Here is a 24,341-nt window from a genome sequence, read left to right on the forward strand (position 1 = left end):
ATGAAAGACCTGACCCATCCCCGCGCCGTGCCGCGCGCTGTCAACTGGAACCGGATGCAGGACGACAAGGACCTGGAAATCTGGAACCGCCTGACCTCGAATTTCTGGCTGCCCGAGAAGGTGCCGCTGTCAAACGACATCCAAAGCTGGTCGCATCTGACCGAGGATGAACAGCGCCTGACGATCCGGGTTTTCACCGGGCTGACACTTCTGGACACGATCCAGAACACGGTCGGCGCGCCCGCGCTGATGGCCGATGCGATCACGCCGCATGAGGAGGCGGTGTTGACCAACATCGCCTTCATGGAGGCGGTGCATGCGCGCAGCTATTCCTCGATCTTCTCGACGCTGTGTTCCACGGCGGAGGTCGATGAGGCCTTCCGCTGGTCCGAGGAAAACGCCCAGCTGCAACAGAAGTCGCGGCTGATTCTCGACGAATACGATGCGATGGCCAATCCGCTGCGCAAGAAAGTGGCGAGCGTCTTCCTCGAGAGCTTTCTGTTCTACTCGGGCTTCTACCTGCCGATGCACTGGTCGAGCCGCGCACGGTTGACCAACACCGCCGACCTGATCCGGCTTATCATCCGTGACGAGGCGGTGCATGGCTATTACATCGGCTACAAGTTCCAGCGCGGGATGGAACGGCTGACCGGGGCCGAACGGCAGCAGATCAAGGATTTCGCCTTCGCGCTGATCTTCGATCTTTACGAGATCGAAAGCCGCTATGCCGAAAGCCTGTATGACTGTGTCGGGCTGACCGAGGATGTGAAGCAGTTCCTGCATTACAATGCCAACAAGGCGCTGCAGAATCTGGGTTTCGAAAGCCTGTTCCCGGACGATCTTTGCCGGGTGAACCCTGCGATCATGGCCGCGCTCAGCCCCAATGCCGACGAGAACCACGATTTCTTTTCGGGCTCGGGCTCGTCCTATGTCATTGGCAAGGCAGTCGCTACCGAGGACGAAGACTGGGATTTCTGAGCCACGGACTGAAAGGACCCGGGGTCTTCACAGCAGCGGGCGCTGTTGGGGGCGTTCCGGGTCGATCATCGCCAGATCGGCCAATGCGGCGATGTCGCGCAGTTCCAGCGTGCCGTCGCTCCACTGTGCCAGGCCCTTGGACCGCAGGGTTTTCAGCGTCTTGTTGGTATGCACCAGCGACAGCCCCAGTGCGTCGGCCAGATCCTGCTGGCGAAACGGCAGCGGCACCCGGTTTGCCTTTTGCAGACCGGCGGCTTTCAGCCGTTCGTGGATTCGGACCAGCGCCCAGGCGATGCGCTGGATCGCGTCGCGCTGGCCCAGGGATGCGATGGTTTCACCCAGGAAATGTTCTTCGACCGCCGCGATCCAGGTCAGGTCATAGGCTCGCGCCGGATGCTGGCGAAACAGCGTCCAGAGATCGTCGCGCCGAAACGCGCAAAGCGTCATCGGCGTGCTGGCCTCGACCGAGTGCTTCATCTCGCCCATGATGCCCGCCTGCAAGCCGACGAAGTCGCCCGGAAACAGGAAGTTGATCACCTGGCGGCGGCCGTTCTCCAGCGTCTTGTAACGCGTGCCCATGCCCGACAGCACGGTGTAGAGCTGAGGACTGTTGGAACCTTCCAGCAGGATCGTGGTGCCCGGGTCGACCTTCAGCTCGCCGGTCTTGAACGACTGCATGAAGCTCAGCTCATCCTGGGTGAAGGGCGTGAACATGGATTTCTGGCGCAGCGGGCAGTTTTTGCAGGCCGTCATCGTCATGGCGAAAATCCTTTCGGCGTATGTCACAGTTTAATGCGCGATGCGCGGTTTGGTTCCATGTTCCCTCTTTTCAATGGGATGAACGGGCAGATGAAAGCATCGACAGGGACCGGCGGTATCTATCTGATCGCGGTTGAAGATTTCGTCGTGGCGCAGGATCTGAGCGATACCGTGCGCGAGGCCGTGCCTGCCGCCGTGATCGTGACCGCGCCCGACTGCGCTGCGGCATTGGCTGCGGTGGCGGATCAGCCGCACCTGGCGCTGGCCTTTGTGGAGGCGGGGCCCGACCGGGTCGCGAAACTGCGGCTGGACGAGGCGATCCGGGCGCGTGGCGGGCGGTTGGTCCTGCTGGGCGGCGAGGCCGAGGACGCCTGGGACAGCGGGGCGGCGACGGGGCGTCTGTGGCCGGTGCTGATCCGGCCATTTTCCAGTCAGGCGGTGCGCAGTCTGCTGCGGGCGGTGCCGCAGGGGTAGGGAACCGGGCAGGCGGGGGCCGCGTTGATTTTGCAGACGGCGGGCGGTGCAACTGCCGCCGCCGCCCAAGGCTTCACCGCGCCCGAACCGGCGCCCAAAAGGAGGACAGACCATGAAAGATGCGATGAAAATCGTTCCCGCTTCGGAAACCGTGGATACCGGGGTCGAGGATGTGAAACCGGTCGCGCAAGGCCTTTCCGAAGCGCTGGCCGATACCTACCGGCTGGTGTTCAAGACCCATGCCTACCACTGGAATGTGGAGGGCGCGCTGTTTCATCCGATCCATAAGCTGACCGAAGCGCAATACACCGAGATGTTCGCCGCTGCCGACGAGATTGCGGAACGTATTCGTGCTCTGGGACAGCTGGCGCCCGCGCGGCTGAGCGAGGTGATCGACGCCTCGGTGGTCGAAGATGCCAAGAAATTGCCTTCGGCGCAGGCGATGGTCGAGGATCTGGCGACCGATCATGCCGCCGTGGCAAAGCGCATGCATGCGCTGATCTCTCTGGCGGAAGAGCATGACGACCCGGTCACGGCCGATCTGATCACCGCGCGCTCGGCCTTCCACGAGAAAGCCGCTTGGATGCTGCGGGCAACCGCGAAGTGACGCGGACCGCACCAATACGAAGGCCGGGCAGTGATCTGCCCGGCCTTTGTCATCTTGGGTGCTGTGCCCGCGCCTCAGGCGGCGAGGGTCTCGGTCGAGGCAAAGAACATCGCCTGGCTGACGGCCGAGCGCACCTGATCTTCCGAGAACGGCTTGGTGATCAGGAAGGCCGGTTCCGGGCGGGCGCCGGTCAGCAGACGTTCGGGGAAGGCGGTGATGAAAATGACCGGGATGTCGTCAAACTGGGCCAGGATGTCATTGACCGCGTCGATGCCCGACGAATTGTCGGCCAGCTGGATATCGGCGAGGATCAGGTCGGGCCGGTTCGAGGCGGCCAGCGCCACGGCCTCGGTGCGGGTGCGTGCAACGCCCGTCACGCCATGGCCCAGATCTTCGACGATCGAGACGATATCCATCGCGATGATCGCCTCGTCCTCGATGACCATGACGCGCCCGGCCACAGAGGTTTCCATCTCGCGGCGGGCGATTTCGATGAATTCGATCGCTTCATCCGTCGATACGCCCATGATCGCGGCGACATCGGCGGGCGGGAAGCCCTCGATCACATGCAAAAGCAGTGCTTCGCGGGTGTTGGGGGTAAGGTCTGCCATATGGCTTTGGGCGCGGGCCGAAAGCCTGGTGTCGGCTTCGCCTACCGGGGCGCCTGCACTCGACCAGACCAGATGGAAGGCGCGGAACAGGCCAAGTTTGGCGTCCGGGGTCGATTTGGCCGCGGTGTCGTCCAGCAAGACCGCCTCCAGGGTCGCGGCCGCATAGCGGTCGCCGCTGTCCTGACTGCCGGTCAGCGCGCGCGCATAGCGGCGCAGGAACGGAACATTCGCCGCGACCGAGGTGGCGAAGTCTCGAGGCTCCGTCGACGTCATTTTTTTGTCTCCCATCGTAATTTTCTTTGGAACCAACTCCGCGGCCCTGCGTTAGGTTCCAGACGATCGTAAAAAAAATGGGCCCGGCAGATGCGTGCAAAGAAACAGACCAAGGAAACCGAAATGCTGCAAGCGCAGATCGATGCAAACCTGAAAAAGGTCTATCAGGACGCGCTCCAGGAACAGGTCCCCGACAGGTTTCTGGAGCTTCTGGAACAGCTGCGTCAGAAGGAAGCCAAAGTATGAGTTCGAGTGCCGATCCGCGTGATGCGTTGCCCGAGCATCTGCCGTCGCTGAGGGCCTTTGCGATCAGCCTGTGCGGCAATGCCGCGATGGCCGACGACCTTGTTCAGGATACGATCGTGAAGGCCTGGACCAATATCGACAAGTTTCAGGCCGGCACCAATATGCGGGCATGGCTGTTCACGATCCTGCGCAACACGTTTTTCTCGGTCAAACGCAAGCGCAAGCGCGAGGTCTCGGACAGCGAGGGTATCCATGCCGGAACGCTTTATGAAAAACCCGCGCATGACGGCCGTCTTGCGATGAACGATTTTCGCAAGGCGTTCGACCAACTGTCGCCCGAGCATCGCGAGGTTCTGATTCTGGCCGGGGCCTCGGGGTTTTCTTACGAAGAGGTGGCCGAGATGACCGGGGTTGCGGTGGGCACGGTGAAAAGCCGTGTGAACCGGGCGCGGGCGCGGTTGTGCGAACTGCTGGGGCTGCGTGCGGGTGAAGACCCGATTTCGGGCGCCGATGGGGACACGCTGGCGGTCATGGGCACGTCCGGGGTGCAGGCAGCATGACGCCCGCGCCGGGACGGCGCCGATTTCAGGACCGGCTGGGCTATCGTGTGGCCTTTCTGCTGGCGGTGGTCCTGTTGCCGCTGACACTGATCTCGATGTTCAAATCCGTCGCGGTGATCGACGAATCCCGGGCCCGCTCGGAGGCGGCGCTGATGGGCGAGACGATGCGCGCGGCCAGCGGCGAATTGCGCCTGATCCAGCGCGCGCAGGGGGCGGCCACGGTACTGTCGAATGCGATCGTGCCACTGGTGCCGGACAATGACGCCTGTTCGGCGTTGCTGCACCGTCTGCTGGAGGAAGAACGCCAGTATTCGCTGATCGCCTATGTTCCCCAGTCCGGTATCAGCACCTGCAATTCCGAGGGCAAGACCTTCGATTTTGTCGATGACCCGCTGTTTCAGAAATCCTCGCGCAGTTTGCGTACCTCTTTCGCGGTCAAGCCGGTCGGGCTGGTGTCGGGCGCTTCGGTGCTGATCATCACCCATCCGGTGTTTGACGACGCGGGAAATTACCTAGGGCTGGTCAGCCTGTCGCTGCCGCATTCCGGGTTGCGCGTGGCCGAGGACAGCGGCACCGACGATCACCAGCCGCTGACGATGATCACCTATGATTCCGCCGGCACCGTGCTGACCGCCACGCGCCAGATGGACGATATCGGCGTGGCGATTCCCAAGCACCGGGCGCTGGCGGCGCTGGTGGGCGACAAGGCGCTGTCCTTCTCGGCCCGGGCGATGACCGGCGATCCGCGGGTGTTTTCGGTGGTGCCGCTGGTCCCGGACGAACTTTATGCGCTGGGGTCCTGGCCGCCGCTCACGACGGGCGCGACCGACGGCTTGCTCGGCTCGGTGCCGATCCTGTTTCCGGCGCTGATGTGGATCGCCAGCCTCGTGGTGGCCTGGCTGGCGGTGGAACAGCTGGTGATCCGCCATATCCGCAAGCTGCGCCGTTCGCTGCGGTCGTTCGCGGGGGGCAACCGGCTGGTCGGCGATATCGACGTGCGTAACGCGCCGCTGGAAATCCGCGATATGGCCGAGGCCTATGTGCAGATGACCGACACGATCCTGCATGACGAAGCCGAGCTGGAGGATATGGTCCACCAGAAAGAGGTGCTGCTGCGCGAGGTGCATCACCGGGTCAAGAACAACCTGCAACTGATTGCCTCGATCATGAACATGCAGATGCGGCGCACCCATTCCGCCGAGGCACGCAGCATCATGCGCGGGCTGCAGGACCGGGTGATGAGCCTTGCGACGATCCACCGCGAACTTTATCAGACCGCGGGCCTGTCCGACATCCATTCCGACGAATTGCTGACCACGATCGTGCGGCAGATCACCAACATGGCCGAGCGGCCCGATCGCCGCTTTGCGGTCCGCACCGAGTTTGCCGATATCCGCATGACCCCGGATCAGGCGGTTCCGCTGGCCCTGCTGGTGTCCGAGGCGGTGACCAATGCGCTGAAATATGCCCATGGGTTGGGAAATGCCCAGGCGCAGCTGTGGGTGCTGTTCCAGCGGGTCGGTGAAACGCGCGCCGAAATCACCATCGGCAACAGTGTCGACGCCGCGGCGCCTGCTTCGTCCATCCCCCCGACCGAGGCCGCGACGATGGCCGCGCAGGGCACGGGCCTGGGCACGCAGCTGATTTCGGCTTTCGCGATGCAACTGGGCGGCTCGGTCGAGCGTGCGGATACCGAGGACAGCTATGAGCTGCGCGTGGAATTCGAGTTGCGCCCGCTGAGCAGTGCCGAAGAACGCAATACGGAACCAGATCCCGAAACGGACGCAGATTAGCGGGAACCCGCGTCCGTTTCGGGCGTTAAGCTGTCATGCTGAAGCCTTTCGCCTATAAAGCCGCCCCCCAGTCCACGTTCCGGCCTTTGCTGACCGCAGCGCAGGCCTATCCCGTGCTGGAACGGGAATTCCTGCGTGCTCAGACCGAGATCTGGGCCAGTTTCCGGATCTTCGATGTGACGACCCGGTTGCGTTCGCGCGCGGCACGGGCGGTGGGCGAGACCTGGTTCGACCTGATCGTGCACACGCTGGCGCGTGGCGTCGCGGTGAATATCGCGATCACGGATTTCGACCCGGTGGCACGCCCGTCGCTACATCGCGCAACCTGGGCGTCGGTGCGCCGGCTGATCGCGGCAGCAGAGCTGGTCGGCCCGCAGGCGCGGCTTCGGGTGGTTCCCGCGATGCATCCGGCGCGCACCGGGTTGTTGCCGCGGCTGGCGGTCTGGCCGATGATCGTGGCCCGGCAGACCCGCGCGGCGCGGTGGCTCAACCGGCGGCCTGCTGCTGAACGCGCCACCGCCCTGCGCGAGATGCCGGGGCTGAGGGAATTTCTGGTGACCGGCCGTGACGGGCGCTGCCGCCCGCGGCTGTGGCCGCTGCCCTGCCTGTGCCCGGCGACCCATCATCAGAAGCTGGCCGTGTTCGACCGCCAGCGGCTTTATATCGGGGGGCTCGATCTGGACGAGCGCCGCTATGATACCCCCGCGCACCGGCAGGAAGCCGAACAGACCTGGCATGATGTGCAGTTGCTGGTCGACGGGCCTGCGGCGGCCGAGGCGCAGGCGCATCTGGAAAGCTTTCTGGCGGTGACGGCCGGGCAGCAAGCGGCACCGCCACGCCAGCGTTTTCTGTTGCGCACGCTGTCGCAGCGGCGGGCATGGAATGCGGTCCATTTCGGACCCGCGCCCGCCGTTCAGGAAATCGCCACTGCCCATGAGCATTACGCCCGCCGGACCCGGCGGCTGATTTATGTCGAGACACAGTATTTCCGCGACCTGCATCTGGCGCGCTATCTGGCCGATCTGGCGCGTGACAACCCAGGGCTGGGGATGATCCTGATTCTGCCGGGCGCCCCCGAAGAGGTCGCCTTCCGCCGCAAGGCCAGTCTCGACAGTCGGTTTGGCGAATTCATGCAGGCGCGGGCGCTCAGGATCCTGACCCGTGCCTTCGGTGCGCGCCTGTTCGTCGGGGGCGCCGCGCAGCCGCGCCCGGCCGAAGAGGGCGGCGCGCGGCACGATCACGGGCGCGACCGGCTGAACGGTGCGCCGCTGGTGTATATCCACGCCAAGGTGTCGATCTTCGACGATACCGCGGCCATCGTGTCTTCGGCCAATCTGAACGGGCGCAGCCTGCGTTGGGATACCGAGGCCGGGCTGTTGGTTACCCATCGTCGCGATGTTCAGACATTGCGCAATCAGGTGATGGCGCATTGGCTGCCGGCGGGCGCGGGCGAGGGGTTCTTCGATACTACGCGGGCGGTTTCGGAATGGCGCCGCCTGGCGCAAGAAAATGCCCGCGCCGCGCCGCAGGACCGCGCCGGATTCATCCTGCCCTATGACATGGTCGCGGCGGCGGCACATGCGACAGAGGTGCCGCTGGTCCCCGGCGAGATGGTCTGACGATGGCCTGGCGCGGTGACGGGACCCTCTGTCACCGGCTCTCGGCGGCGGGGGGTGCGGCACCCTGATTGCCGGGCGCCCGGATCGCATCGTTCAGCACCAGCACCCACAGCAGCAGCGGGATCGCCACGATCCCTCCGATCGGCCCCCACAGCCACAAGCCGAAGATCAGCGCAAGGAATACCAGCAGCGGGTTGATGGCCATATGCCGCCCCACCAGCGCAGGCGTAACGAACTGCCCTTCGAGCGTGTTGAGCATCAGGAACGCGGCCGCCGGCGCCAGTGCCACCAGACCGTCGAATTCGGCCACGCCCACGAACAGCAGCACTGTCATCAGCACGGCGGGGCCCAGATAGACCACGAAATTCACCATGAACACGACCACGCCCCAGATCATCGCATTGGGCAGGCCCAGCAGTTGCAGCACCGTCGCGGTGATCGCGCCAAGGCCCGCGTTGATCAGCGTGATCGTCAGGAAGTAGCGCGAGACATGGCGTTCGGCGCGGCGCAGCCGCTGTGCCATCTCGACCCGGCCGCAGGCGCTTGACAGGTGCCGTGCCACCCAGCCGTAGATCTCGCTGCGGGTCAGCAGGAAAAAGAACAGCGACCCGGCAAAGATCAGGATCTGTGACAGGATCGCGGGGGCGGCCATCAGCGCATCCGCGACCGAGGGCATCGTGACGCTTTCCTCGGCGGTGGCGGTGGCGGCATGTGCTTCGGGGGTGATCGCGTCGGCGACGCCTTCGCTGACGGCGGACAAGCCGCGCATCAGGCCGCGCAGGCTGTGGACGACCTCTTGCATGTCCGACCAGACTTTGGGCGCCTGCACCACCAGTCGCGCCACCACCGGCTGGAAGGTCAGCACCAGCGTGCCGGCAACCAGAAGCGTCGCGGCCAATCCCAGCAGCGCGCCCCAGACCGGCGAATAGCCGCGGTTTTCCCAGAAATCCGACAGCGGCGAAAGGACCACCCCGGCCACCAGCGCCAGCGTCAGGGGCGCCAGGATCGCTTCGCCAAGGCTCATCGCTGCGACAAGTGCGATCACGGCAATCGCGATCACCGCGTAATGCGCCAGGCGTTCTGTCTTGTCCAAGATGCGGTCCTCCGTGGTTCAGGGGGCAACGTCCGGCGGCAGGTTTTGTTCCCTGTGGGATCGGCGCCTGCGCGCGCCCGTTCCCCGTGTGTGAACGCGCTGGCGATGGGGGCGGTTTCCTGCGGCGCGCGAAATATTGTGGGGAACAGGGCCGCGATCGGAACGTTGTTTCTGCACTACTCCCGTGAACCAAACTCTAGGAGGACAACATGAACTGGGATCAGATCGCCGGCAACTGGAAACAGCTGAAGGGCAAGGCGCAGGCCAAATGGGGTGATATCACCGACGACGAATGGCACAGCGTCGAAGGCCGCCGCGAGCAGCTTGTCGGGCTTGTGCAAGAGAAATACGGCCACGCCAAAGAGGCGGCCGAGCGCGAAGTCGACGACTGGGTCGGGCGCCTCTGATCGCCGCCGGACCGTCGGGCGAAAGCCTGTGAAACGCGCCCCTTCGGGGGCGCGTTTTGCGTTGTGCGTTTGCGGCGGAGGGACGGCGCAGGGCCGTTTGGAAACCGGAACCGCAGCGATCCAGCGGGCGACGCCCCATGACACCCCATTGCGAAACCGGCCGCCGCGCAGATGCGCGACGGCCGGCTACGGCTGGGTCAGGGGGGCGGGCTGCGCGAGGGAAAGGCGCGTTTGCCCTGGGGACGACCGGACGCCGTATCGCGGGTTACGCGCTATGCGCCCGGGCCTTGCGCAGCAGCTCTGCCGCCGCTGCCATCAATTCCGCGCTGTCTTCCCCGGCGCGGCTCTTGTCCTTCGGCTCGGCGTGCGCGCGCCGGGGCAGGGCGGCGCCCAGGGCCGCCCCGAGCGCCAGCGTCAGAACCGCCGCGACCATCGGGTGTTCGCGCACCAGCCGCTCCGCTTCGCGGGTGCCGCTGCGTGCCGAGGCCTCGATGCGCAGCCGTGCGGCATAGGCCGCCTCGCGGGCCGCCACGATACGGTCGCGGGCGCTGTCCTCAAGCCCGTCAAGCCCATCCAGCAGACTGGCCTGCATGTCCTCGGCAAAGCGGGCCAGAACCTTCGCGCGCTCTGCCGCGACATCGCGCAGATCGCCCGACCGGTCACGCGCCGTCTGTTCCAGCTTGCGCAGCGCCTCGGACGACGCCTCGCGCAACTGATCGAGGCGTTCGGACCAGCGTTCCAGATCGGTCAGTTCGGCGGCGCTCAGATCGGCCACATCCTGCGCCTTCGCGGCCATGCGCGCGGCCGGGGCCTCGTCCGGTTCGGCCGAGGATTTACCCTTGGCCCCCAGAAGCAACCAGGCAATCCCCGCGCCGGTCAGCGCCACGGCCAGCGGGTTGTCGCGCACGGCGCGCCCGATCACGCGGCTGTAGTCGGCCGCGTTGTGGCGCAGCAGTCCAAGGGCCTCTTGCGCAAGAAAGTCGATGCCCACACGGTCCTGCAGCGCGTCAAGAGTGGCGCGCAGCCGGGCGCGGCTGCGATCGAGATCGTCTTCAAAAGGATCGGTGTTGATGTGACGGGTCATGGTTCGGGTCTCCTTCCATGTCGGAATTTCCAGTGTCAGGATGGTCGCGACCGGCTGTCAGGGGGTGTCCGGCGGTAGGGCACAAGCTTGGCCGGGCGAAGCACACGCAGGCCGACAAGGGCTGCGACGGCGGCGCTCAACCCCATCATCGCCGCGACAACCAGCGCCGCCCAGCCGGGTTCCAACCCCTGCGCGATCAGAAGCGACACAGCCGCCCCCGCCAACAGGTTGAGCGCAGCCAGCGCCAGCGCCACGGCAAGGGCGAACAACACCAGCCCCGCGCCGATCCTGCGCAACACGCGCGCCAGTTCGGCACGCGCCAGTGCGACATGCGCCTGGGCCATCTCGACCAACACGTCGATCAATGTGGCCAGCAGGCCGTGCGGCGGCTGGGTATGCGGATCGTCGCTCATCGCTGCCTCCCGCGCTGATCTGTGCCGCGAGATGCGGGGGCGAGGGGGGAAATCATTGGATTGGCGATGCGTGAAGTCACCGGAACCTCCGTTGGTGGATGATGCACGCCGGGTCGCATCCTGTGCGCCGTGACGCGTCATGCCGGGAGTAAACGACGTGTCTTGCCCGGAGTAAACGCGCCATCGGCATTTTTGTTCCAGGCGTTCAACCGCGGGCGCGCGGGCCTGCCACCAGCCAGATCAGGAAGCCCAGCAACGGCAGCACGATCACCAGCAATGCCCAGAGAACCTTGCGCCCGGTGCTTTCGTTCGAGCCGACGATCGAGACCAGCGCCCAGATGTCGAGTGCCAGAAGCACCAGCCCGCCAAGTCCCGAAATGCCACCAAACATGTTCATTTCCATGATGTCCTCCGTTGCGTGGGTTTCAAAGGCAACGCCTGCGCGGGACCATGGGTTCCCTGTGCCGCCGCTGCGGGGCGATCGGGCCGTGTCGGAACGGTTCCTTGCTCGGTTCGGGAACCGTTTGCCGCTTGGGGCGTTGGTCTTGCATCTGCATTCACGACCACATGCAACAGCAACAGGAGCAATACTATGTTGGGTTGGGCCCTTACGTTTCTTGTCATCGCGCTGATCGCCGCGGCTCTGGGTTTCGGCGGGATCGCCGGCACCTCTGCCGGGATCGCGCAGATCCTCTTCGTGATCTTCCTGATCCTTTTCGTCGTCGCGATGCTGGCGCGCGCGCTGCGCGGCAAACCGCCGCTCTGATCGACACCAGATTGATACGACGCGGCCAAAACGGGCCGGTGAGTAATTCTCACCGGCCCGTTTTCTTATGCCGTGTGCATGCCGGGGCAGTGCAGATGAGTGGGACAGGGCGCGGGCGGGTCAGGCCATGACCTGCACGATACGGGGGGCAAAGCCGCGCGACAATGACGGGAAAGTCAAAGGCCAGCACAGGGGAGGTGGGCTGGGGAAAGATCGTGCACCCGGAGGGCGGGCAAAGGAAGGCGCCGATGCAGCAAGGGGGACGCAAGGCAGGGCCGGGCCTGAGGGGAGGGAGATATCCGCGGCATCCGCTTCTTCCAAGGGAGCCGCCGCAGGCCATGGGCTTTGGCCGCCGTGTCGCGACGTCGGATTGCCGCAGACATGAAACCGCGGCCTGTCTAGATCTGGACAGGCCGCGGCGGGGATTGCAGCGTCAGGCGACGCGGCGGGTCTTATTTCTTGTAGGTCGGCATCTCTTCCAGCTCGGCGCGGGTCTTGCCGATATAGACGCGCAGGTCATCGCCGTTGGTTTCCTTCAGGATGTCGATGTCGCCAAGCGCCAGTTCGACCGGCTTTTCGCCCAGCCCCAGGAAGCCGCCGACATCGACGATCATATGGGTCACGGCCCCGTCATCGCTGAGGATCAGTTCCGAAACCTCCCCGACATGCGCGTCGTTCGCGTCATAGGCCGAGGTGCCCACCAGCATGTCGGCGGTCAGTTCGGTCGGACCCACGGCCTGATAGCCTTCGACCAGCATCGGCTGACGCGTCACCGAGTCTTTGGTGTCGTTCAGCGCGGTGCTGACGGCGTTCGCGGTATCCGTCGCGGCATCGCTCACCGCGGTTCCGACCTCTTGCATCTTTTGCTGGGCCGCTTCACCCCAGCTATAGGCCGGCGCCTCTTCAAGGTTGGTGCGCGCCGCGTTCATCACCAGGAAATAGTCGGTCTCGTCATCGGCGGTGGCGCTGTCGGAAACGAAGCGCAGGGCGTTCATGTCGACGGCAACCTGACGCTCGCCGATGCCAAGAAAACCGCCGATGTCGACCAGCACCGCAGCAACGGTGCCGTCGCGCGACACGATCACGTCGTTGATCTCGCCGATGTCTTCCCAACCGTCCTGAATACCGTTGGCCTCGGTGCCCTCGATCGCCGCTTCCGAGCTGTAGACGCGCTGGCCGATGAACTCGGACATCTGCACATCCATCGGGTTCGCCTCGGCGCGGAACATGGCATCCTCGGCAAAGGAAGCAGTCGCGGTGATGGCCACCAGAGCGCTGGAAATCATGAGGTTTTTCATAGGGGTATCCTCCGTTTGTCGGTCCTGTGAAAGCGCCGTTGCGCTTGCATCACCAACGTGCCGGGCGCTGAAGGGTTCCCGGAATTTTTTAGCAGCCGTGATCGGGCGACACCGGACCCGGCATCAAATCGCGCACCGCCGCGATGTCGAGATCGTCATGGCCGTGCCGGATCAGCCCGTCCAGCAGCGCCGCCGCATGGGCCCGCACCGCGGCCCGGGTTTCGGCATGTCCGGCGGCGAACAGGCGCTGATAGGCACGGGCGATCCCCTGTGCCATCAGGATGTTGCCTGCGGCGGCACGGCGCAGCGGATTATAGGCTTCATCAAGAAGCGCGCGGATCGCAGCGCCGGGCAGGATCAGTCGCGCGGCCCCATCGGCGCCACGCAGCACTTCGGGACGGGGGCGGGCGCGGGCGACCTCGGATAACGCACCTGACAGCATGTCGCTGACGGCCAGCGCGGTGAAGGTGTCATTGACCCCGGGCGAAAGCGCGCGCAACGCGATCTCTACCAGCAGATTGAGCGAGAAATACACCGTCCCCGCGTCTGACCGCGCAGGCTCTTGCCGCACGAAGCCCTGCAACTCTGCCATGACGTCGGGCGAGGCCGTGCCGCTGAGCGAAAGCACCTGCGTGCCGGGAAACAGGTAGGCGCCCGCGGCATGTTCGACCCGCAGCACGATCCCAGCCTTTTCGGCCAATGCGACCAGCCCGGCGCGGTCCAGCCGGGCCAGATACCCCGGTTCGGCCACCGCCGCGCAGGGGGTGAAGGTCGCGGCCTCCGGCAGGGCGATGTCTTCGGCGCTGTTGTCACGCAGCCGCGCCAGATCGACGCGCAGCCGTGCGGCGATCTTGGCAAGTTCGTCATCGACAGAAACCGACTGCGCGACCATCCGCACGAACCAGATCAGCTGCACCACCGAGGCGACCGCCAGCCCGCCCGCGCATACCGTTGCGATCCGCGCAGGCTGTGCGCCCGAAAAGCCAAGTGCCACCAGCGCAAAAAGGAAGGTGCCGCCCAGCAATCCGGCCGTGATCTGATTGGCGCGTTCGGTGGTGAAGCGTTTGAGCAGCCGCGGCCCGATGCTCGACGCGGCAAGGGTGAAGACCACCAGCGTCAGCGAATAGGTCAGGGAAAGCGCGGTCATCGTGCTGGTTGCGATGACCGACAGGATCGTGCGCGCGGCCTCGGCGTCAAGGGGCATCAGCCAGGCGGGCGTGCCATAAAGGCGTTCGGCCATGACCAGAACCCAGCCCGCCGCCGCGATCAGCAGCGCGATCGAGGCGGGAACGGTCAGAAGCGCGGTGAACGGGGTGCGCCATGTCATCGTCCGAAGCTGCCTTTCCCGGGACCTGCACCCGCCTTCGGGTCCGGTCTCTGCCCCGATTTCTGCGTTGTAAACGCAGGGCTTGTGCTTTCGGTTCCCGAAAAAAAATCGCCCCGCCGGTCGGCAGGCGTCGGCGTGAAAGGTGGGAACCGGCAGGCGGGCGGGCGGGTTGTTGTGGCAGACGGCCCTTGTCTGGCCGCGATCAACGATTGAGGAGTGAGATCATGTTCACCACCACCGCACGCAGCCTGCTGACGGGTCTTGTCATCGCCACCGCGACGGCCGCCCCGACCCTGGCCGAAGTCATGGTGCGCGATGTCGAGGTCACCACCGATCTGGAGGCGCTGCAAAATCCGGCCGCCGCCAAGCATTACGCGCATCTGTCGGACGATCTGGAGCATGCCATCATCGCCGCTCTGGATGGCAAGATGGGCGAAACCGGCAGCAAGATCACCATCGACATCAACGAGGTCGAACTGGCCAACAGCTTCCAGTCCGAACTGGGCGTGGCGGATTCGCACATGGATGGCGATGTCGGCGTGACCCATGACAGCGACCACAGCAAGTTCGATGCCTACACCCTGAGCGTGAGCTTCGCGGATGCCGGCCCGTTCTTTGCCCCGGGCACCGATCTGTCGACGATCATGAGCGACAGCCAGGAATATTACGACGCGATGATCGCGGCCTTTGCCGATCACGTCGTGCAGAAGCTGAAGTAAGCGGTTCCTGCCGATTTCGCAGCCGTAACCCCGAACGCCCCGGCCCGATGGTCCGGGGCGTTTTTTGTTATGCACCTGCCAGCCCGGACCCGGGGAAACCCTGATCGCGGGCGGGATAGTCCCGAATTGTCCCGGGCCGCGCAGGTTTCTAGCCTTGGTCCATCGCAATCATGGGGATGCAGGTCATGGCCGGGGACAAAAGCCGTCGCACAAGAACAATCGCAATCGCACTGGGCGGGATGGCCGTGATCCTGGGCGGGGCCGCGCTGTGGCTGGCGCTGCCGCCGAAAGTGGCCGATCTGTCGCCGGGCTTCACCGGCACCGCCAGCCCCGATCTGATCGCGCGCGGGCGCTATATCGCGGAGCTGGGCGATTGCGTGGCCTGCCACACGGCCAAAGACGGGGTCGAGATGGCAGGCGGGTTGGCGCTGGAAAGCCCGATGGGCACGATCTGGTCGACCAATATCACCCCCGATCCTGAAACCGGTATCGGCGGCTGGAGCTTTGGCGAGTTCGATCGGGCGATGCGCAAGGGGGTGGCGGCGGATGGCCACCATCTTTACCCGGCAATGCCTTACCCGTCCTATGCGCGGATGTCGGACGAAGACATGGGCGCGCTTTGGGCCTATCTGAGCCAGGGTCTGGCGCCGGTCGCGCAGGAAAATCAGCGCACCGATCTGGGCTTTCCGTTCAACCAGCGCTGGGGTCTGGCCTATTGGAACCTGGCTTTCCTGAAACAGGTGCCCTTCACCCCGGACCCGGAACAGGACGCCCAATGGAACCGCGGCGCCTATCTGGTGCAAAGCCTCGGTCATTGCGGTGCCTGCCATACGCCGCGCGGCGTGGGTTTTCAGGAAGTCACGATGGACGAGACCGGCGCGAAGGGCGATAAATTCCTGGCCGGTGCGCAGGTCGAGAACTGGAACGCGGTCAATCTGCGCAACCTGTGGACCGTGCCCGACATGGTGCAGCTGCTGAAAACCGGGCAGAACCGGTTCGCCACGGTCTCGGGCAGCATGGTCGATGTGATTTCCCATTCCACCCAGCATTTCAGCGACGAAGACCTGACCGCGATGGCGGTCTACATGAAATCGCTGCCTGCCGAGCGTCCGGCCCCGGTCGAGCCCCCCGCACAGGTGGTGGCGGCCGCGGTGCCCGAAGATACCTATCGCACGCCGGGCGGGCTGGGCTACATGCAGTTCTGTTCGGATTGCCACCGCCCGAATGGCGAAGGCGTGCCGGGCGTGTTTCCGCCCTTCGGCGGCAACCATACGATCGCGGCCGACGATCCCGCCACGCTCATTCACATCACCCTGACCGGCGGGCAGACGGCGGTGACCGAGGCGCACCCGCGGGCCTTCCACATGCCGGGCTTTGCCAAGCTGGCCGATGCCGAGATCGCGCAGATCCTGAGCTTCGTGCGCGGCAACTGGGGCGCGGGCGCGGCGCCGATCAGCGCCGAACAGGTGGCGCAGGCGCGTGCCACGCTCGACCCCGCGATCGACGACGCGACCTTTGAAACCCCGCGCCTGGCCGATATGCTGGCCGCGCCGAATGCCGAACAACTGGTCCGGGGCATGCGCCTGAACGCCGAGACCCGCGATCTGCTGCCCGACAACGTGGGCGACGATCTGAACTGCACCTCGTGCCACCTGAACGCGGGCACGGTGGCCGATGGCTCGCCCTATGTGGGCATCACCGCCTTCTTCCCGTCCTATCAATTGCGGGCGGGCAAGGTGATTACCATGGAAGACCGGATCAACGGCTGTTTCCGCCGCTCGATGAACGGCAAGCCGCTGGCGAAGGAAGGCGACGACATGAAGGCGATGATCGCCTATTTCGACTGGATGAAGGGCGAAACCAAACCCGAGGACAAGGTGCCCGGCCGCGGCATCGGCAAGGTCGACACCTCGCTGACCCCGGACCCGGTGCGCGGCAAGGACATCTACGCCGCGCAATGCGCCGCCTGCCATGGCGAGAATGGCGAGGGCCTGAACGATGCGGCCGGGCGCGTGGTCTATCCGCCGCTTTGGGGGGATCGGTCCTATAACATCGGCGCGGGCATGGCGCGGACCTTCAAGGCGGCGGCCTTCGTCAAGCAGAACATGCCGATTGCCGCGCATGGCAAGTTCCCGCTGGGGCAGGGTGGCCTGAGCGATCAGGACGCGGTGGATGTGGCCGAGTATTTCAGCCACATGCCGCGCCCCGACTTCCCCGACAAGGTGAAGGACTGGCCCAACGATCCGAAACCGAAAGATGCGCGCTACTGATCGCGCGCGCCTCGTGAAAGGCCGGCCCCGCGTCCCTGGGCCGGTCTTTCCATTGCCACCCGCCTGCGCCATTGTGACCGGCATGATCCTGTTTGCCTCTCGTCTGATGATCGCCTGCGCGTTGGTGCTGGGGCTGTGCGCCCCCGCACTGGCGCGCGATCTGCGTATCGGCGTTCTGGCGTTTCAAGGCTCGGAACGCGCGGCGCAGGATTTCGCGCCCACGGTGGACCATCTGAACCGCCGGCTTGGCGGCGCGGACCGGTTCGTGATGGTGCCGCTTGATCTGGCGGGCATCACCGAGGCGGTGCGCACGGGCGATCTGGATTTCGTCATCACCAACCCCGGCGATTACATCGCGCTTGAGGCGCGTTTCGGCGTGACCCGGCTGGCGACGCTGGAAAGCCGCGATCACGCGGTGCCGACCGATACGGTGGGATCGACGGTGATCGTGCCGAACCGCGCGGATCGTCCGCAGGTGCTGCGCGATCTGGCGGGGCAGCGGGTGGCGGTGGTGTCGCAGGGCGCGTTTGGCGGCTGGCTGGTGATCCGGCGCGAACTGGCCGCGGCGGGGGTGGCGCAGGCCCGTCTGGGCGCGCTCGTCGAAACCGGCTTCCCGATGGAGGGCGTGATCGCCGCGCTGCGCGAAGGCCGCGCCGAGGCCGGGGTGCTGCGCGCCTGCCTGCTGGAAGAACAGATCGCCGCGGGTCAGGTCGGACCCGACGAATTCGCCGTGCTGGGGCGCCGCGATACGCCGCAGTTTCCCTGCGCCGTGTCGTCGCAACTCTATCCCGACTGGCCCTTTGCGCGCCTGTCGGCCACGCCGCCCGATCTGGCCAAGGCGGTCACGGCGGCGCTTCTGGGCATGGCGCCGGTCGATGGCCGCGCCTGGACCGCCCCGCAGGATTACACCGCCGTTCACACGCTCTATCGCGATCTGAAGATCGGGCCCTATGCCTATCTCGCGCATCCCTCGCTGGGCGATTACATCCGCGATCACTGGCATTGGTTCGCGCTGGCGGCGCTGGCGCTGGCCTGGTGGGTGGTGCATGTCGCCCGGATCGAGACGCTGGTGCGCCGCCGCACCGCCGAGCTGACGCGCGAAATCGCCGAACGCGAGAAAGCCGAACGTGCCGCCCGCCTGCACCGCGAGGAACGCGATCAGTTCTCGCGGTTGGGGATTCTGGGCGAGATGGCCTCGGGAATCGCGCATGAGCTGAACCAGCCGCTGGCCGCCATCGCCAATTATGCCGAGGGCATGACCCGCGCGATCGACCGGGGCGCGCCCGACCTGACGTTTCTGCGCGACGGGGCGCGCGGTGTCGCGGGGCAGGCGGAACGCGCGGGTGCGATCATCCGCCGGATCCGCACCTTCATGCACCGCCGCGAGGCGCAGCGCGGCCTCTTGGACATGAACGAGGTGCTGCGCGCGGCTTTGGGGTTTTTCGAGGCGACGGCGGCGCGGCGCGGGATTCCCGTTGCACTGGACCTGACGCCCGATCTGCCGCCGGTCTGTGCCGACCGCAACGAGGTCGAACAGGTCTTGCTGAACCTGCTGCAAAACGCCGTCGACGCGATGGCCGAGGACGGCGCCGCGCGCGCACATGGCATCGTGCTGAGCACCCGCAATGATGGCGCGCGCGTCACCGTCGCGGTGCGCGATCACGGCTGCGGGCTCAGCCCCGAGGCCGAGGCGCATCTGTTCGACGCCTTCTATACCACCAAGCCGCGCGGGCTGGGCCTGGGGCTGTCGATCTGCCGCACGATTGCGGAAAACCACGGCGGGCGGCTTTGGGCCGAGGCCGAACCTGACGGCGGGCTGACGATGCGCTTCGCGCTGCCCGTGGCAAGACCGGAGGACTGCCGATGAGCCCGACCGATGACGCGCTGATCCTGATCGTCGACGATGACGAGGCGATGCGCAATTCGATGTGTTTCCTGTTCGCCTCGGTCGGGCTGCAGGCGCGGGCCTGGGATGCGGCGGATGCCTTTCTGGCCGATCTGCCCGCGCCCGGCACGATGCGCCCCGGCGCGCTGGTGCTGGATGTGCGGATGCCGGGGATGAGCGGGCTGGAACTGCAATGCCTGCTGGCGGCGCGCGATTTTCCCTTGCCCATCGTCATCGTCACCGGCCATGGCGACGTGCAGATGGCGGTCGAGGCGCTGAAGGCCGGGGCCTTCGACTTCATCGAAAAACCCTTCAAGGAACAACACTTGCTGGATCTGGTCGAGGCAGCGCTGCGGGTGTCGCGGGCCCGGCTGACGCAGGATGCGCAGCGCCGCGAGATCGCGGCGCGGCTGGAGCGGCTGGCCCGGCGCGAACGTGAGGTGCTGGAGGGTATCCTTGCGGGCAAGGCCAACAAGGTGATGGCGCAGGATCTGGACCTGTCGATCAAGACGATCGAGGGATACCGGGCCGCGGTGATGGCCAAGATGCAGGCCGGATCTGTGGCTGAACTGGTGCGGCTGATCGCAACCCTGGATTGAATATGCGCCCGCTTGCTGCGCAAGGGGCGGTGCGAGACGGCTTATCCGGGCGGGCAGGGTGCTTTCGCCTTGACACTATTTTTGACCAAGCGATTAATCGTCACATTCCGTCGACCCGGAACACCGGGCGGCAGCTGCACTGAAAAACCAACAGAGAGGGAATTCCATGATTCACCGCCGAACATTGCTGACGGCCACGGTCTCGGCGTTGATGCTGAGCGCCGCGCCGGTCACCCTTTGGGCCGAAACGCCTGCGGATACGCTGATTCAGGCCTGGACGATCGACGATATCATCTCGCTCGATCCGGCCGAGATTTTCGAATTCACCGCCTCTGAAATCGCTGGCAACACCTATGAAACGCTGATCGGTTACGACCCGAAGAACGTCGCCGACATCTTCGGCAAGGTCGCCGAAAGCTGGGAGATTTCGGAAGACGGCAAGACGATCTCGTTCAAGGTCAAGGAAGGCCGCAGCTTCGCCTCGGGCAACCCGATCACCGCCGAAGACGTGGTGTTCTCGCTGACCCGCGCGGTCAAGCTGGACAAATCGCCCGCCTTCATCCTGACGCAGTTCGGCTTCACCCCCGAAACGGTCGATGATCTGATCGTGCAGACCGGCGATTACAGCTTCGATTTCAAGATGGACAAGCCCTACGCGCCGACGCTGGTGCTGTATTGCCTGACCGCGACCGTCGCGATGGTGGTCGACAAGAAGCTGGTCATGGAACACGAGGTCGACGGCGATTTCGGCTATGAATGGCTGAAGGTGAACTACGCCGGCTCGGGCCCGTTCACGATTCGCGAATGGCGCGCCAATGAAGTCGTGGTGCTGGAGCGTAACGAGAATTACGCAGGCGACAAACCGGCGATGGCGCGGGCGATCTATCGCCACATCCCGGAAACCGCGACCCAGCGTCTGCTGCTGCAGCAAGGCGATATCGACATCGCGCGCAACCTGGCGGCCGAAGACATCGCGGCGCTGAAACAGGACCCGAACGTGACGCTGGAAGCCGGCGTGAAGGGGTCGATCTACTACATGGGTCTGAACCAGAAGAACGAATTCCTGAGCAAGCCGCAAGTGCGTCAGGCGATGAAATATCTGGTCGATTACCAGACCATCGCCGACACCATCATGGCCGGCAAGGTCGAGGTTCACCAGGCCTTCCTGCCCAAGGGCTTCCTGGGTGCGGTCAATGACACGCCCTTCAGCCTGAATGTCGAAAAGGCCAAGGAACTGCTGGCCGAGGCCGGTGTGCCCGAGGGCTTCACCGTGACCATGGATACCCGCAACACGCCCGAAATCACCGCGATGGGGCAGGCGATCCAGCAGACGATGGCGATGGCGGGGATCAAGCTGGAACTGATCCCGGGCGATGGCGGCCAGACGCTGACCAAATATCGCGCGCGCAACCACGACATCTATATCGGCCGCTGGGGGCCGGACTATCAGGACCCCCACACCAACGCCGATACCTTCGCGCGCAACCCCGACAACAGCGACGATGCGGCCTCGAAACCGCTGGCCTGGCGCAACGCCTGGGACATCCCGGAAATGACCGCCAAGGCCGATGCCGCCGTGCTGGAAGCCGACGCCGACAAGCGCGCGCAGATGTATGTCGAGCTGCAGAAGGAGAGCATGGAAACGTCGCCCTTCGTCATCATGTTCCAGGAAATCGAGGTTCTGGGCGAGCGTAACAACGTGAAGGGCTTCGTGATGGGGCCGTCGTTCAACGACAACTCCTTTGCCAAGGTCACGAAATAAACATGACCGGGACAACACATCTCAGAGGGCGCCGCGGCGCCCTCTGGCTTGGGAAATTCGCGCGGCTGGTCCTGACGGTGGCCGTAACCTTCTTCGGGCTCTTGCTCGTGACCTTTCTGATCGGGCGGATCGTCCCGGTCGATCCGGTGCTGGCGGTCGTGGGCGACCGCGCGCCCAAATCGGTCTATGACCGGGTCTATATCGAGCTGGGCCTCGACAAACCGCTGTGGGAACAGTTCTGGATGTATCTTCAGAAAGTGTTCACCGGCGATTTCGGGATCTCGTTCCTGTCGAAACGTCCGATTGTCGACGACATCGCGCGGGTCTTTCCCGCGACGCTGGAACTGGCGACGGTGGGCATCATCATCGGCACGGTCGTGGGCGTGCCCGCGGGGATTTGGGCCGCGGTGCGGCAGGGCAAATGGCCCGACCAGCTGGTGCGGGTGCTGGGGCTTGTGGGCTATTCGGCGCCGATCTTCTGGCTTGGTCTGCTGGGCCTGCTGGTGTTCTATGCCAAGCTGCACTGGGTCGCCGGTCCGGGGCGGATCGACATTGCCTATGAATATGCCTTCACGCCGAAAACCGGGCTGATCCTGTGGGATACGGCGATGCAGGGGCAATGGGGCGCCTTTGCCAATGCGTTTTCGCATATCATCCTGCCCGCCTCGCTGCTGGGCTATTTCTCGATGGCCTATATCAGCCGGATGACGCGCAGCTTCATGCTGGCCGAACTGGCGCAGGAATATGTGACCACCGCGCGCGTCAAGGGCGTGCCGGAATGGCGCATCGTCTGGGTGCATGCGCTGCGCAATGCCGCGGTGCCGCTGGTGACCGTGATCGCGCTGTCCTATGCCGGGCTTCTGGAAGGCTCGGTCCTGACCGAGACCGTCTTTGCCTGGCCGGGTCTGGGCCAGTATCTGACCAATTCACTGCAAAACGCCGACATGAATGCCGTGCTGGGGGGCACGCTGGTGATCGGCGCAATCTTCGTGGGGCTGAACCTCTTGTCCGACCTGTTGTATAACGTGCTCGATCCGCGCGTGCGGAGGCGCGCATGAGCACGCGTGCATGGCTTTTGTCCGATCACCCCACCTCGCGCCGTCAGGCCCGGCTGGGGCAGAGTTACCGCACCTGGCTGGCGTTGCGTGGCAACTGGCTGGCGATGGTGGGGCTGGCGATCGTGCTGGCGCTGGTGCTGGTGGCGGTCTTCGCGCCCTGGCTGGCGCCCTATGACCCGGTTGTGGGGAAGGATCTGAACACTTCGCGGCTGTTGCCGCCCCTGTCGCCGGGGCACCTGCTGGGCACCGACGATCTGGCGCGCGATATCCTGTCGCGGCTGATCTATGGCACCCGGCTGACGCTGATGGTGGTGGCGCTGGTGGCGGTGATCGCCACGCCGATCGGGTTGCTGGTGGGGACCACCGCGGGCTATTTCGGCGGCTGGGTCGATACCGTGCTGATGCGCTTCACCGATGTCGTGCTGGCCTTCCCGCGGCTGATCCTGGCGCTGGCTTTCGTCGCCGCATTGGGCCCGGGGATCGAAAACGCGATCATCGCGATCGCGATCACCTCGTGGCCGCCCTATGCCCGTCTGGCCCGGGCCGAGACCCTGACCATCCGCGACAGCGATTTCATCGCCGCCACGCGGCTGCAAGGCGCCTCCTCGACCCGGATCATCTGGAAACATGTCGTGCCGCTGTGCATGTCCTCGGTCATCGTGCGGGTCACGCTCGACATGGCGGGGATCATCCTGACGGCGGCTGGCCTGGGGTTCCTGGGCCTTGGCGCGCAGCCGCCGCAACCCGAATGGGGCGCGATGATCGCCGGGGGCCGCCGCTTCCTGATCGACCAGTGGTGGGTCGCCACGATGCCCGGCATCGCGATTTTCATCGTCTCGCTGGGGTTCAACCTGCTGGGCGACGGCCTGCGCGACGTGCTTGATCCGAAGGGGCGCAAATGAGCTTGCTATCCGTAGAAAACCTGCGCGTGACCTATCCCACGCGTCAGGGTCCGGCCGAGGTCGTGCGCGGCGTCAGCTTTAACCTTGGCCGTGAACGCCTTGGAATCGTTGGAGAAAGCGGGTCCGGCAAATCGCAGACCGGGCGCGCCATTCTGGGGCTGACGCCGAAACCGGGCGTGGCCACCGCCGACCGGCTGGAGTTTGACGGCATCGACCTGCGCCAGGCTGATGCGCGGCAATGGCGGTCGCTGCGCGGGCGGCGCATGTCGATGGTGATGCAGGACCCGAAATTCTCGCTCAACCCGGTGATGCCGGTGGGCAAGCAATTGATGGAGACCCTGCGCACCCACGGCACACCGCGATCCGAGGCGAAAAAACGCGCCCTTGAAATGCTGGAGGCGGTGCAGATCCGCGACCCGGAACGGGTGTTCCGCGCCTATCCGCACGAGCTTTCGGGCGGCATGGGCCAGCGCGCGATGATCGCGATGATGCTGGTCTCGGCGCCCGATCTGCTGATCGCGGACGAGCCGACCTCGGCGCTGGATGTGACGATCCAGATCGAGGTGCTGCGCATCCTCGACAAGCTGGTGGCCGAACGCGGCATGGGGCTGATCTTCATCAGCCACGACCTGCGGCTGGTGTCGAGCTTCTGCGACCGGGTGCTGGTGATGTATGCAGGCCAGGTGGTCGAGGAACTGCGCGCCGCCGATCTGCACAACGCCCGCCACCCCTATACGCAGGGTCTGCTGAACTGCCTGCCCAAGATCGACGGCGATCAGCGCCCGCTGCCGACGCTGAACCGGGACGAGGCCTGGACGAAATGACAGGTGCCGAAATG

General features: G+C 65.2%; 25 protein-coding genes. 17 read left to right on the plus strand and 8 right to left on the minus strand.

Going from position 1 to position 24,341, the window contains the following annotated elements:
• Window positions 1–978: a class 1b ribonucleoside-diphosphate reductase subunit beta gene (gene nrdF / locus P2G62_RS15300; RefSeq protein WP_275735788.1), complete on the plus strand. Its 978-nt coding sequence runs from the start codon at window positions 1–3 to the stop codon at window positions 976–978.
• A gap of 27 nt (window positions 979–1,005) precedes the next feature.
• Here the strand turns inward: nrdF and P2G62_RS15305 are convergent, their stop codons facing one another.
• A complete protein-coding gene (locus tag P2G62_RS15305; RefSeq protein ID WP_275735789.1) occupies window positions 1,006–1,737 on the minus strand; it encodes a Crp/Fnr family transcriptional regulator in 732 nt (243 codons plus the stop codon).
• A 90-nt stretch (window positions 1,738–1,827) separates the two neighbouring features.
• On the opposite strand from P2G62_RS15305, the gene P2G62_RS15310 reads away from it, so the two are divergent.
• Both P2G62_RS15310 and P2G62_RS15315 read left to right on the plus strand, forming a co-directional pair.
• Window positions 1,828–2,211, plus strand: a complete 384-nt coding sequence (locus P2G62_RS15310; protein ID WP_275735790.1) for a hypothetical protein — start codon at window positions 1,828–1,830, stop codon at window positions 2,209–2,211.
• A gap of 112 nt (window positions 2,212–2,323) precedes the next feature.
• Window positions 2,324–2,818 carry a DNA starvation/stationary phase protection protein gene (locus P2G62_RS15315; protein WP_275735791.1) on the plus strand — a complete coding sequence of 165 codons (495 nt, stop codon included), beginning with the start codon at window positions 2,324–2,326 and terminating at the stop codon, window positions 2,816–2,818.
• Between the two features lie 74 nt (window positions 2,819–2,892).
• Here P2G62_RS15315 and P2G62_RS15320 read toward each other — a convergent pair whose 3' ends face one another.
• The gene (locus P2G62_RS15320; protein ID WP_275735792.1) at window positions 2,893–3,702 is read right to left on the minus strand and encodes a response regulator; all 810 of its coding nucleotides are present in this window, start codon (window positions 3,700–3,702) and stop codon (window positions 2,893–2,895) included.
• A gap of 90 nt (window positions 3,703–3,792) precedes the next feature.
• On the opposite strand from P2G62_RS15320, the gene P2G62_RS15325 reads away from it, so the two are divergent.
• Genes P2G62_RS15325 through P2G62_RS15340 form a run of 4 tightly spaced genes read left to right on the plus strand, consistent with a single transcriptional unit; the run spans window position 3,793 to window position 7,920 of the window.
• On the plus strand, window positions 3,793–3,948 hold the full coding sequence (locus P2G62_RS15325; RefSeq protein WP_275735793.1) for a NepR family anti-sigma factor: 156 nt from the start codon (window positions 3,793–3,795) through the stop codon (window positions 3,946–3,948).
• Complete coding sequence (locus P2G62_RS15330; RefSeq protein ID WP_275735794.1) at window positions 3,945–4,508, plus strand: RNA polymerase sigma factor; 564 nt, start codon at window positions 3,945–3,947, stop codon at window positions 4,506–4,508. Before P2G62_RS15325 ends, P2G62_RS15330 begins: the two co-directional genes overlap by 4 nt.
• On the plus strand, window positions 4,505–6,301 hold the full coding sequence (locus tag P2G62_RS15335) for a sensor histidine kinase (protein WP_275735795.1): 1,797 nt from the start codon (window positions 4,505–4,507) through the stop codon (window positions 6,299–6,301). Before P2G62_RS15330 ends, P2G62_RS15335 begins: the two co-directional genes overlap by 4 nt.
• 35 nt (window positions 6,302–6,336) lie before the next feature.
• Complete coding sequence (locus tag P2G62_RS15340; RefSeq protein WP_275735796.1) at window positions 6,337–7,920, plus strand: phospholipase D-like domain-containing protein; 1,584 nt, start codon at window positions 6,337–6,339, stop codon at window positions 7,918–7,920.
• Window positions 7,921–7,951: 31 nt separating this feature from the next.
• Here the strand turns inward: P2G62_RS15340 and P2G62_RS15345 are convergent, their stop codons facing one another.
• Window positions 7,952–9,013 carry an AI-2E family transporter gene (locus P2G62_RS15345; RefSeq protein ID WP_275735797.1) on the minus strand — a complete coding sequence of 354 codons (1,062 nt, stop codon included), beginning with the start codon at window positions 9,011–9,013 and terminating at the stop codon, window positions 7,952–7,954.
• A 209-nt stretch (window positions 9,014–9,222) separates the two neighbouring features.
• Here P2G62_RS15345 and P2G62_RS15350 point away from each other — a divergent pair, with 209 nt between their 5' ends.
• On the plus strand, window positions 9,223–9,420 hold the full coding sequence (locus tag P2G62_RS15350; protein WP_275735798.1) for a CsbD family protein: 198 nt from the start codon (window positions 9,223–9,225) through the stop codon (window positions 9,418–9,420).
• A gap of 265 nt (window positions 9,421–9,685) precedes the next feature.
• Here P2G62_RS15350 and P2G62_RS15355 read toward each other — a convergent pair whose 3' ends face one another.
• The 3 genes from P2G62_RS15355 to P2G62_RS15365 form a co-directional block, all read right to left on the minus strand.
• On the minus strand, window positions 9,686–10,504 hold the full coding sequence (locus P2G62_RS15355; RefSeq protein ID WP_275735799.1) for a hypothetical protein: 819 nt from the start codon (window positions 10,502–10,504) through the stop codon (window positions 9,686–9,688).
• A gap of 35 nt (window positions 10,505–10,539) precedes the next feature.
• Window positions 10,540–10,917, minus strand: coding sequence for a phage holin family protein (locus tag P2G62_RS15360; RefSeq protein WP_275735800.1), 378 nt, complete (start codon window positions 10,915–10,917; stop codon window positions 10,540–10,542).
• Between the two features lie 205 nt (window positions 10,918–11,122).
• A complete protein-coding gene (locus tag P2G62_RS15365) occupies window positions 11,123–11,320 on the minus strand; it encodes a PLD nuclease N-terminal domain-containing protein (protein ID WP_275735801.1) in 198 nt (65 codons plus the stop codon).
• Between the two features lie 189 nt (window positions 11,321–11,509).
• On the opposite strand from P2G62_RS15365, the gene P2G62_RS15370 reads away from it, so the two are divergent.
• Window positions 11,510–11,683, plus strand: a complete 174-nt coding sequence (locus P2G62_RS15370; protein ID WP_275735802.1) for a DUF1328 domain-containing protein — start codon at window positions 11,510–11,512, stop codon at window positions 11,681–11,683.
• Between the two features lie 452 nt (window positions 11,684–12,135).
• Here P2G62_RS15370 and P2G62_RS15375 read toward each other — a convergent pair whose 3' ends face one another.
• A complete protein-coding gene (locus P2G62_RS15375; RefSeq protein ID WP_275735803.1) occupies window positions 12,136–12,981 on the minus strand; it encodes a PRC-barrel domain-containing protein in 846 nt (281 codons plus the stop codon).
• An 88-nt stretch (window positions 12,982–13,069) separates the two neighbouring features.
• Window positions 13,070–14,308 carry a DUF2254 family protein gene (locus tag P2G62_RS15380; protein ID WP_275735804.1) on the minus strand — a complete coding sequence of 413 codons (1,239 nt, stop codon included), beginning with the start codon at window positions 14,306–14,308 and terminating at the stop codon, window positions 13,070–13,072.
• Between the two features lie 224 nt (window positions 14,309–14,532).
• Between P2G62_RS15380 and P2G62_RS15385 the strand changes: the two genes are divergently transcribed.
• From P2G62_RS15385 to P2G62_RS15420, 8 genes are all read left to right on the plus strand, one after another.
• A complete protein-coding gene (locus tag P2G62_RS15385) occupies window positions 14,533–15,027 on the plus strand; it encodes a hypothetical protein (RefSeq protein WP_275735805.1) in 495 nt (164 codons plus the stop codon).
• A 185-nt stretch (window positions 15,028–15,212) separates the two neighbouring features.
• On the plus strand, window positions 15,213–17,297 hold the full coding sequence (locus P2G62_RS15390) for a c-type cytochrome (protein ID WP_275735806.1): 2,085 nt from the start codon (window positions 15,213–15,215) through the stop codon (window positions 17,295–17,297).
• A gap of 82 nt (window positions 17,298–17,379) precedes the next feature.
• Window positions 17,380–19,164 carry a PhnD/SsuA/transferrin family substrate-binding protein gene (locus tag P2G62_RS15395; RefSeq protein ID WP_275735807.1) on the plus strand — a complete coding sequence of 595 codons (1,785 nt, stop codon included), beginning with the start codon at window positions 17,380–17,382 and terminating at the stop codon, window positions 19,162–19,164.
• Window positions 19,161–19,781, plus strand: a complete 621-nt coding sequence (locus P2G62_RS15400) for a response regulator (RefSeq protein WP_275735808.1) — start codon at window positions 19,161–19,163, stop codon at window positions 19,779–19,781. Before P2G62_RS15395 ends, P2G62_RS15400 begins: the two co-directional genes overlap by 4 nt.
• Window positions 19,782–19,947: 166 nt before the next feature.
• Complete coding sequence (locus tag P2G62_RS15405) at window positions 19,948–21,543, plus strand: ABC transporter substrate-binding protein (RefSeq protein ID WP_275735809.1); 1,596 nt, start codon at window positions 19,948–19,950, stop codon at window positions 21,541–21,543.
• 2 nt (window positions 21,544–21,545) lie between these two features.
• The gene (locus P2G62_RS15410; RefSeq protein ID WP_275735810.1) at window positions 21,546–22,601 is read left to right on the plus strand and encodes an ABC transporter permease; all 1,056 of its coding nucleotides are present in this window, start codon (window positions 21,546–21,548) and stop codon (window positions 22,599–22,601) included.
• On the plus strand, window positions 22,598–23,503 hold the full coding sequence (locus tag P2G62_RS15415) for an ABC transporter permease (protein WP_275735811.1): 906 nt from the start codon (window positions 22,598–22,600) through the stop codon (window positions 23,501–23,503). The genes P2G62_RS15410 and P2G62_RS15415 overlap by 4 nt, the downstream gene beginning before the upstream one ends.
• Window positions 23,500–24,327, plus strand: coding sequence for an ABC transporter ATP-binding protein (locus tag P2G62_RS15420; protein WP_275735812.1), 828 nt, complete (start codon window positions 23,500–23,502; stop codon window positions 24,325–24,327). Before P2G62_RS15415 ends, P2G62_RS15420 begins: the two co-directional genes overlap by 4 nt.
• Window positions 24,328–24,341 lie beyond the last annotated feature (14 nt).

This window comes from Paenirhodobacter sp. CAU 1674, from assembly GCF_029222945.1.
Taxonomy (GTDB): Bacteria; Pseudomonadota; Alphaproteobacteria; order Rhodobacterales; family Rhodobacteraceae; genus Rhodobacter.

What these genes read in the sequence shown, in the direction of transcription:
- nrdF (WP_275735788.1), top strand. Translation starts at nt 1, where the DNA reads ATGAAAGACCTGACCCATCCCCGCGCCGTGCCGCGCGCTGTCAACTGG.
- P2G62_RS15335 (WP_275735795.1), top strand. Translation starts at nt 4,505, where the DNA reads ATGACGCCCGCGCCGGGACGGCGCCGATTTCAGGACCGGCTGGGCTAT.
- P2G62_RS15400 (WP_275735808.1), top strand. Translation starts at nt 19,161, where the DNA reads ATGAGCCCGACCGATGACGCGCTGATCCTGATCGTCGACGATGACGAG.
- P2G62_RS15415 (WP_275735811.1), top strand. Translation starts at nt 22,598, where the DNA reads ATGAGCACGCGTGCATGGCTTTTGTCCGATCACCCCACCTCGCGCCGT.
- P2G62_RS15360 (WP_275735800.1), bottom strand. Translation starts at nt 10,917, where the DNA reads ATGAGCGACGATCCGCATACCCAGCCGCCGCACGGCCTGCTGGCCACA.
- P2G62_RS15380 (WP_275735804.1), bottom strand. Translation starts at nt 14,308, where the DNA reads ATGACATGGCGCACCCCGTTCACCGCGCTTCTGACCGTTCCCGCCTCG.
- P2G62_RS15310 (WP_275735790.1), top strand. Translation starts at nt 1,828, where the DNA reads ATGAAAGCATCGACAGGGACCGGCGGTATCTATCTGATCGCGGTTGAA.
- P2G62_RS15395 (WP_275735807.1), top strand. Translation starts at nt 17,380, where the DNA reads ATGATCCTGTTTGCCTCTCGTCTGATGATCGCCTGCGCGTTGGTGCTG.
- P2G62_RS15390 (WP_275735806.1), top strand. Translation starts at nt 15,213, where the DNA reads ATGGCCGGGGACAAAAGCCGTCGCACAAGAACAATCGCAATCGCACTG.
- P2G62_RS15355 (WP_275735799.1), bottom strand. Translation starts at nt 10,504, where the DNA reads ATGACCCGTCACATCAACACCGATCCTTTTGAAGACGATCTCGATCGC.
- P2G62_RS15320 (WP_275735792.1), bottom strand. Translation starts at nt 3,702, where the DNA reads ATGACGTCGACGGAGCCTCGAGACTTCGCCACCTCGGTCGCGGCGAAT.
- P2G62_RS15350 (WP_275735798.1), top strand. Translation starts at nt 9,223, where the DNA reads ATGAACTGGGATCAGATCGCCGGCAACTGGAAACAGCTGAAGGGCAAG.
- P2G62_RS15305 (WP_275735789.1), bottom strand. Translation starts at nt 1,737, where the DNA reads ATGACGATGACGGCCTGCAAAAACTGCCCGCTGCGCCAGAAATCCATG.
- P2G62_RS15420 (WP_275735812.1), top strand. Translation starts at nt 23,500, where the DNA reads ATGAGCTTGCTATCCGTAGAAAACCTGCGCGTGACCTATCCCACGCGT.
- P2G62_RS15315 (WP_275735791.1), top strand. Translation starts at nt 2,324, where the DNA reads ATGAAAGATGCGATGAAAATCGTTCCCGCTTCGGAAACCGTGGATACC.
- P2G62_RS15375 (WP_275735803.1), bottom strand. Translation starts at nt 12,981, where the DNA reads ATGAAAAACCTCATGATTTCCAGCGCTCTGGTGGCCATCACCGCGACT.
- P2G62_RS15385 (WP_275735805.1), top strand. Translation starts at nt 14,533, where the DNA reads ATGTTCACCACCACCGCACGCAGCCTGCTGACGGGTCTTGTCATCGCC.
- P2G62_RS15405 (WP_275735809.1), top strand. Translation starts at nt 19,948, where the DNA reads ATGATTCACCGCCGAACATTGCTGACGGCCACGGTCTCGGCGTTGATG.
- P2G62_RS15370 (WP_275735802.1), top strand. Translation starts at nt 11,510, where the DNA reads ATGTTGGGTTGGGCCCTTACGTTTCTTGTCATCGCGCTGATCGCCGCG.
- P2G62_RS15340 (WP_275735796.1), top strand. Translation starts at nt 6,337, where the DNA reads ATGCTGAAGCCTTTCGCCTATAAAGCCGCCCCCCAGTCCACGTTCCGG.
- P2G62_RS15325 (WP_275735793.1), top strand. Translation starts at nt 3,793, where the DNA reads ATGCGTGCAAAGAAACAGACCAAGGAAACCGAAATGCTGCAAGCGCAG.
- P2G62_RS15365 (WP_275735801.1), bottom strand. Translation starts at nt 11,320, where the DNA reads ATGGAAATGAACATGTTTGGTGGCATTTCGGGACTTGGCGGGCTGGTG.
- P2G62_RS15330 (WP_275735794.1), top strand. Translation starts at nt 3,945, where the DNA reads ATGAGTTCGAGTGCCGATCCGCGTGATGCGTTGCCCGAGCATCTGCCG.
- P2G62_RS15410 (WP_275735810.1), top strand. Translation starts at nt 21,546, where the DNA reads ATGACCGGGACAACACATCTCAGAGGGCGCCGCGGCGCCCTCTGGCTT.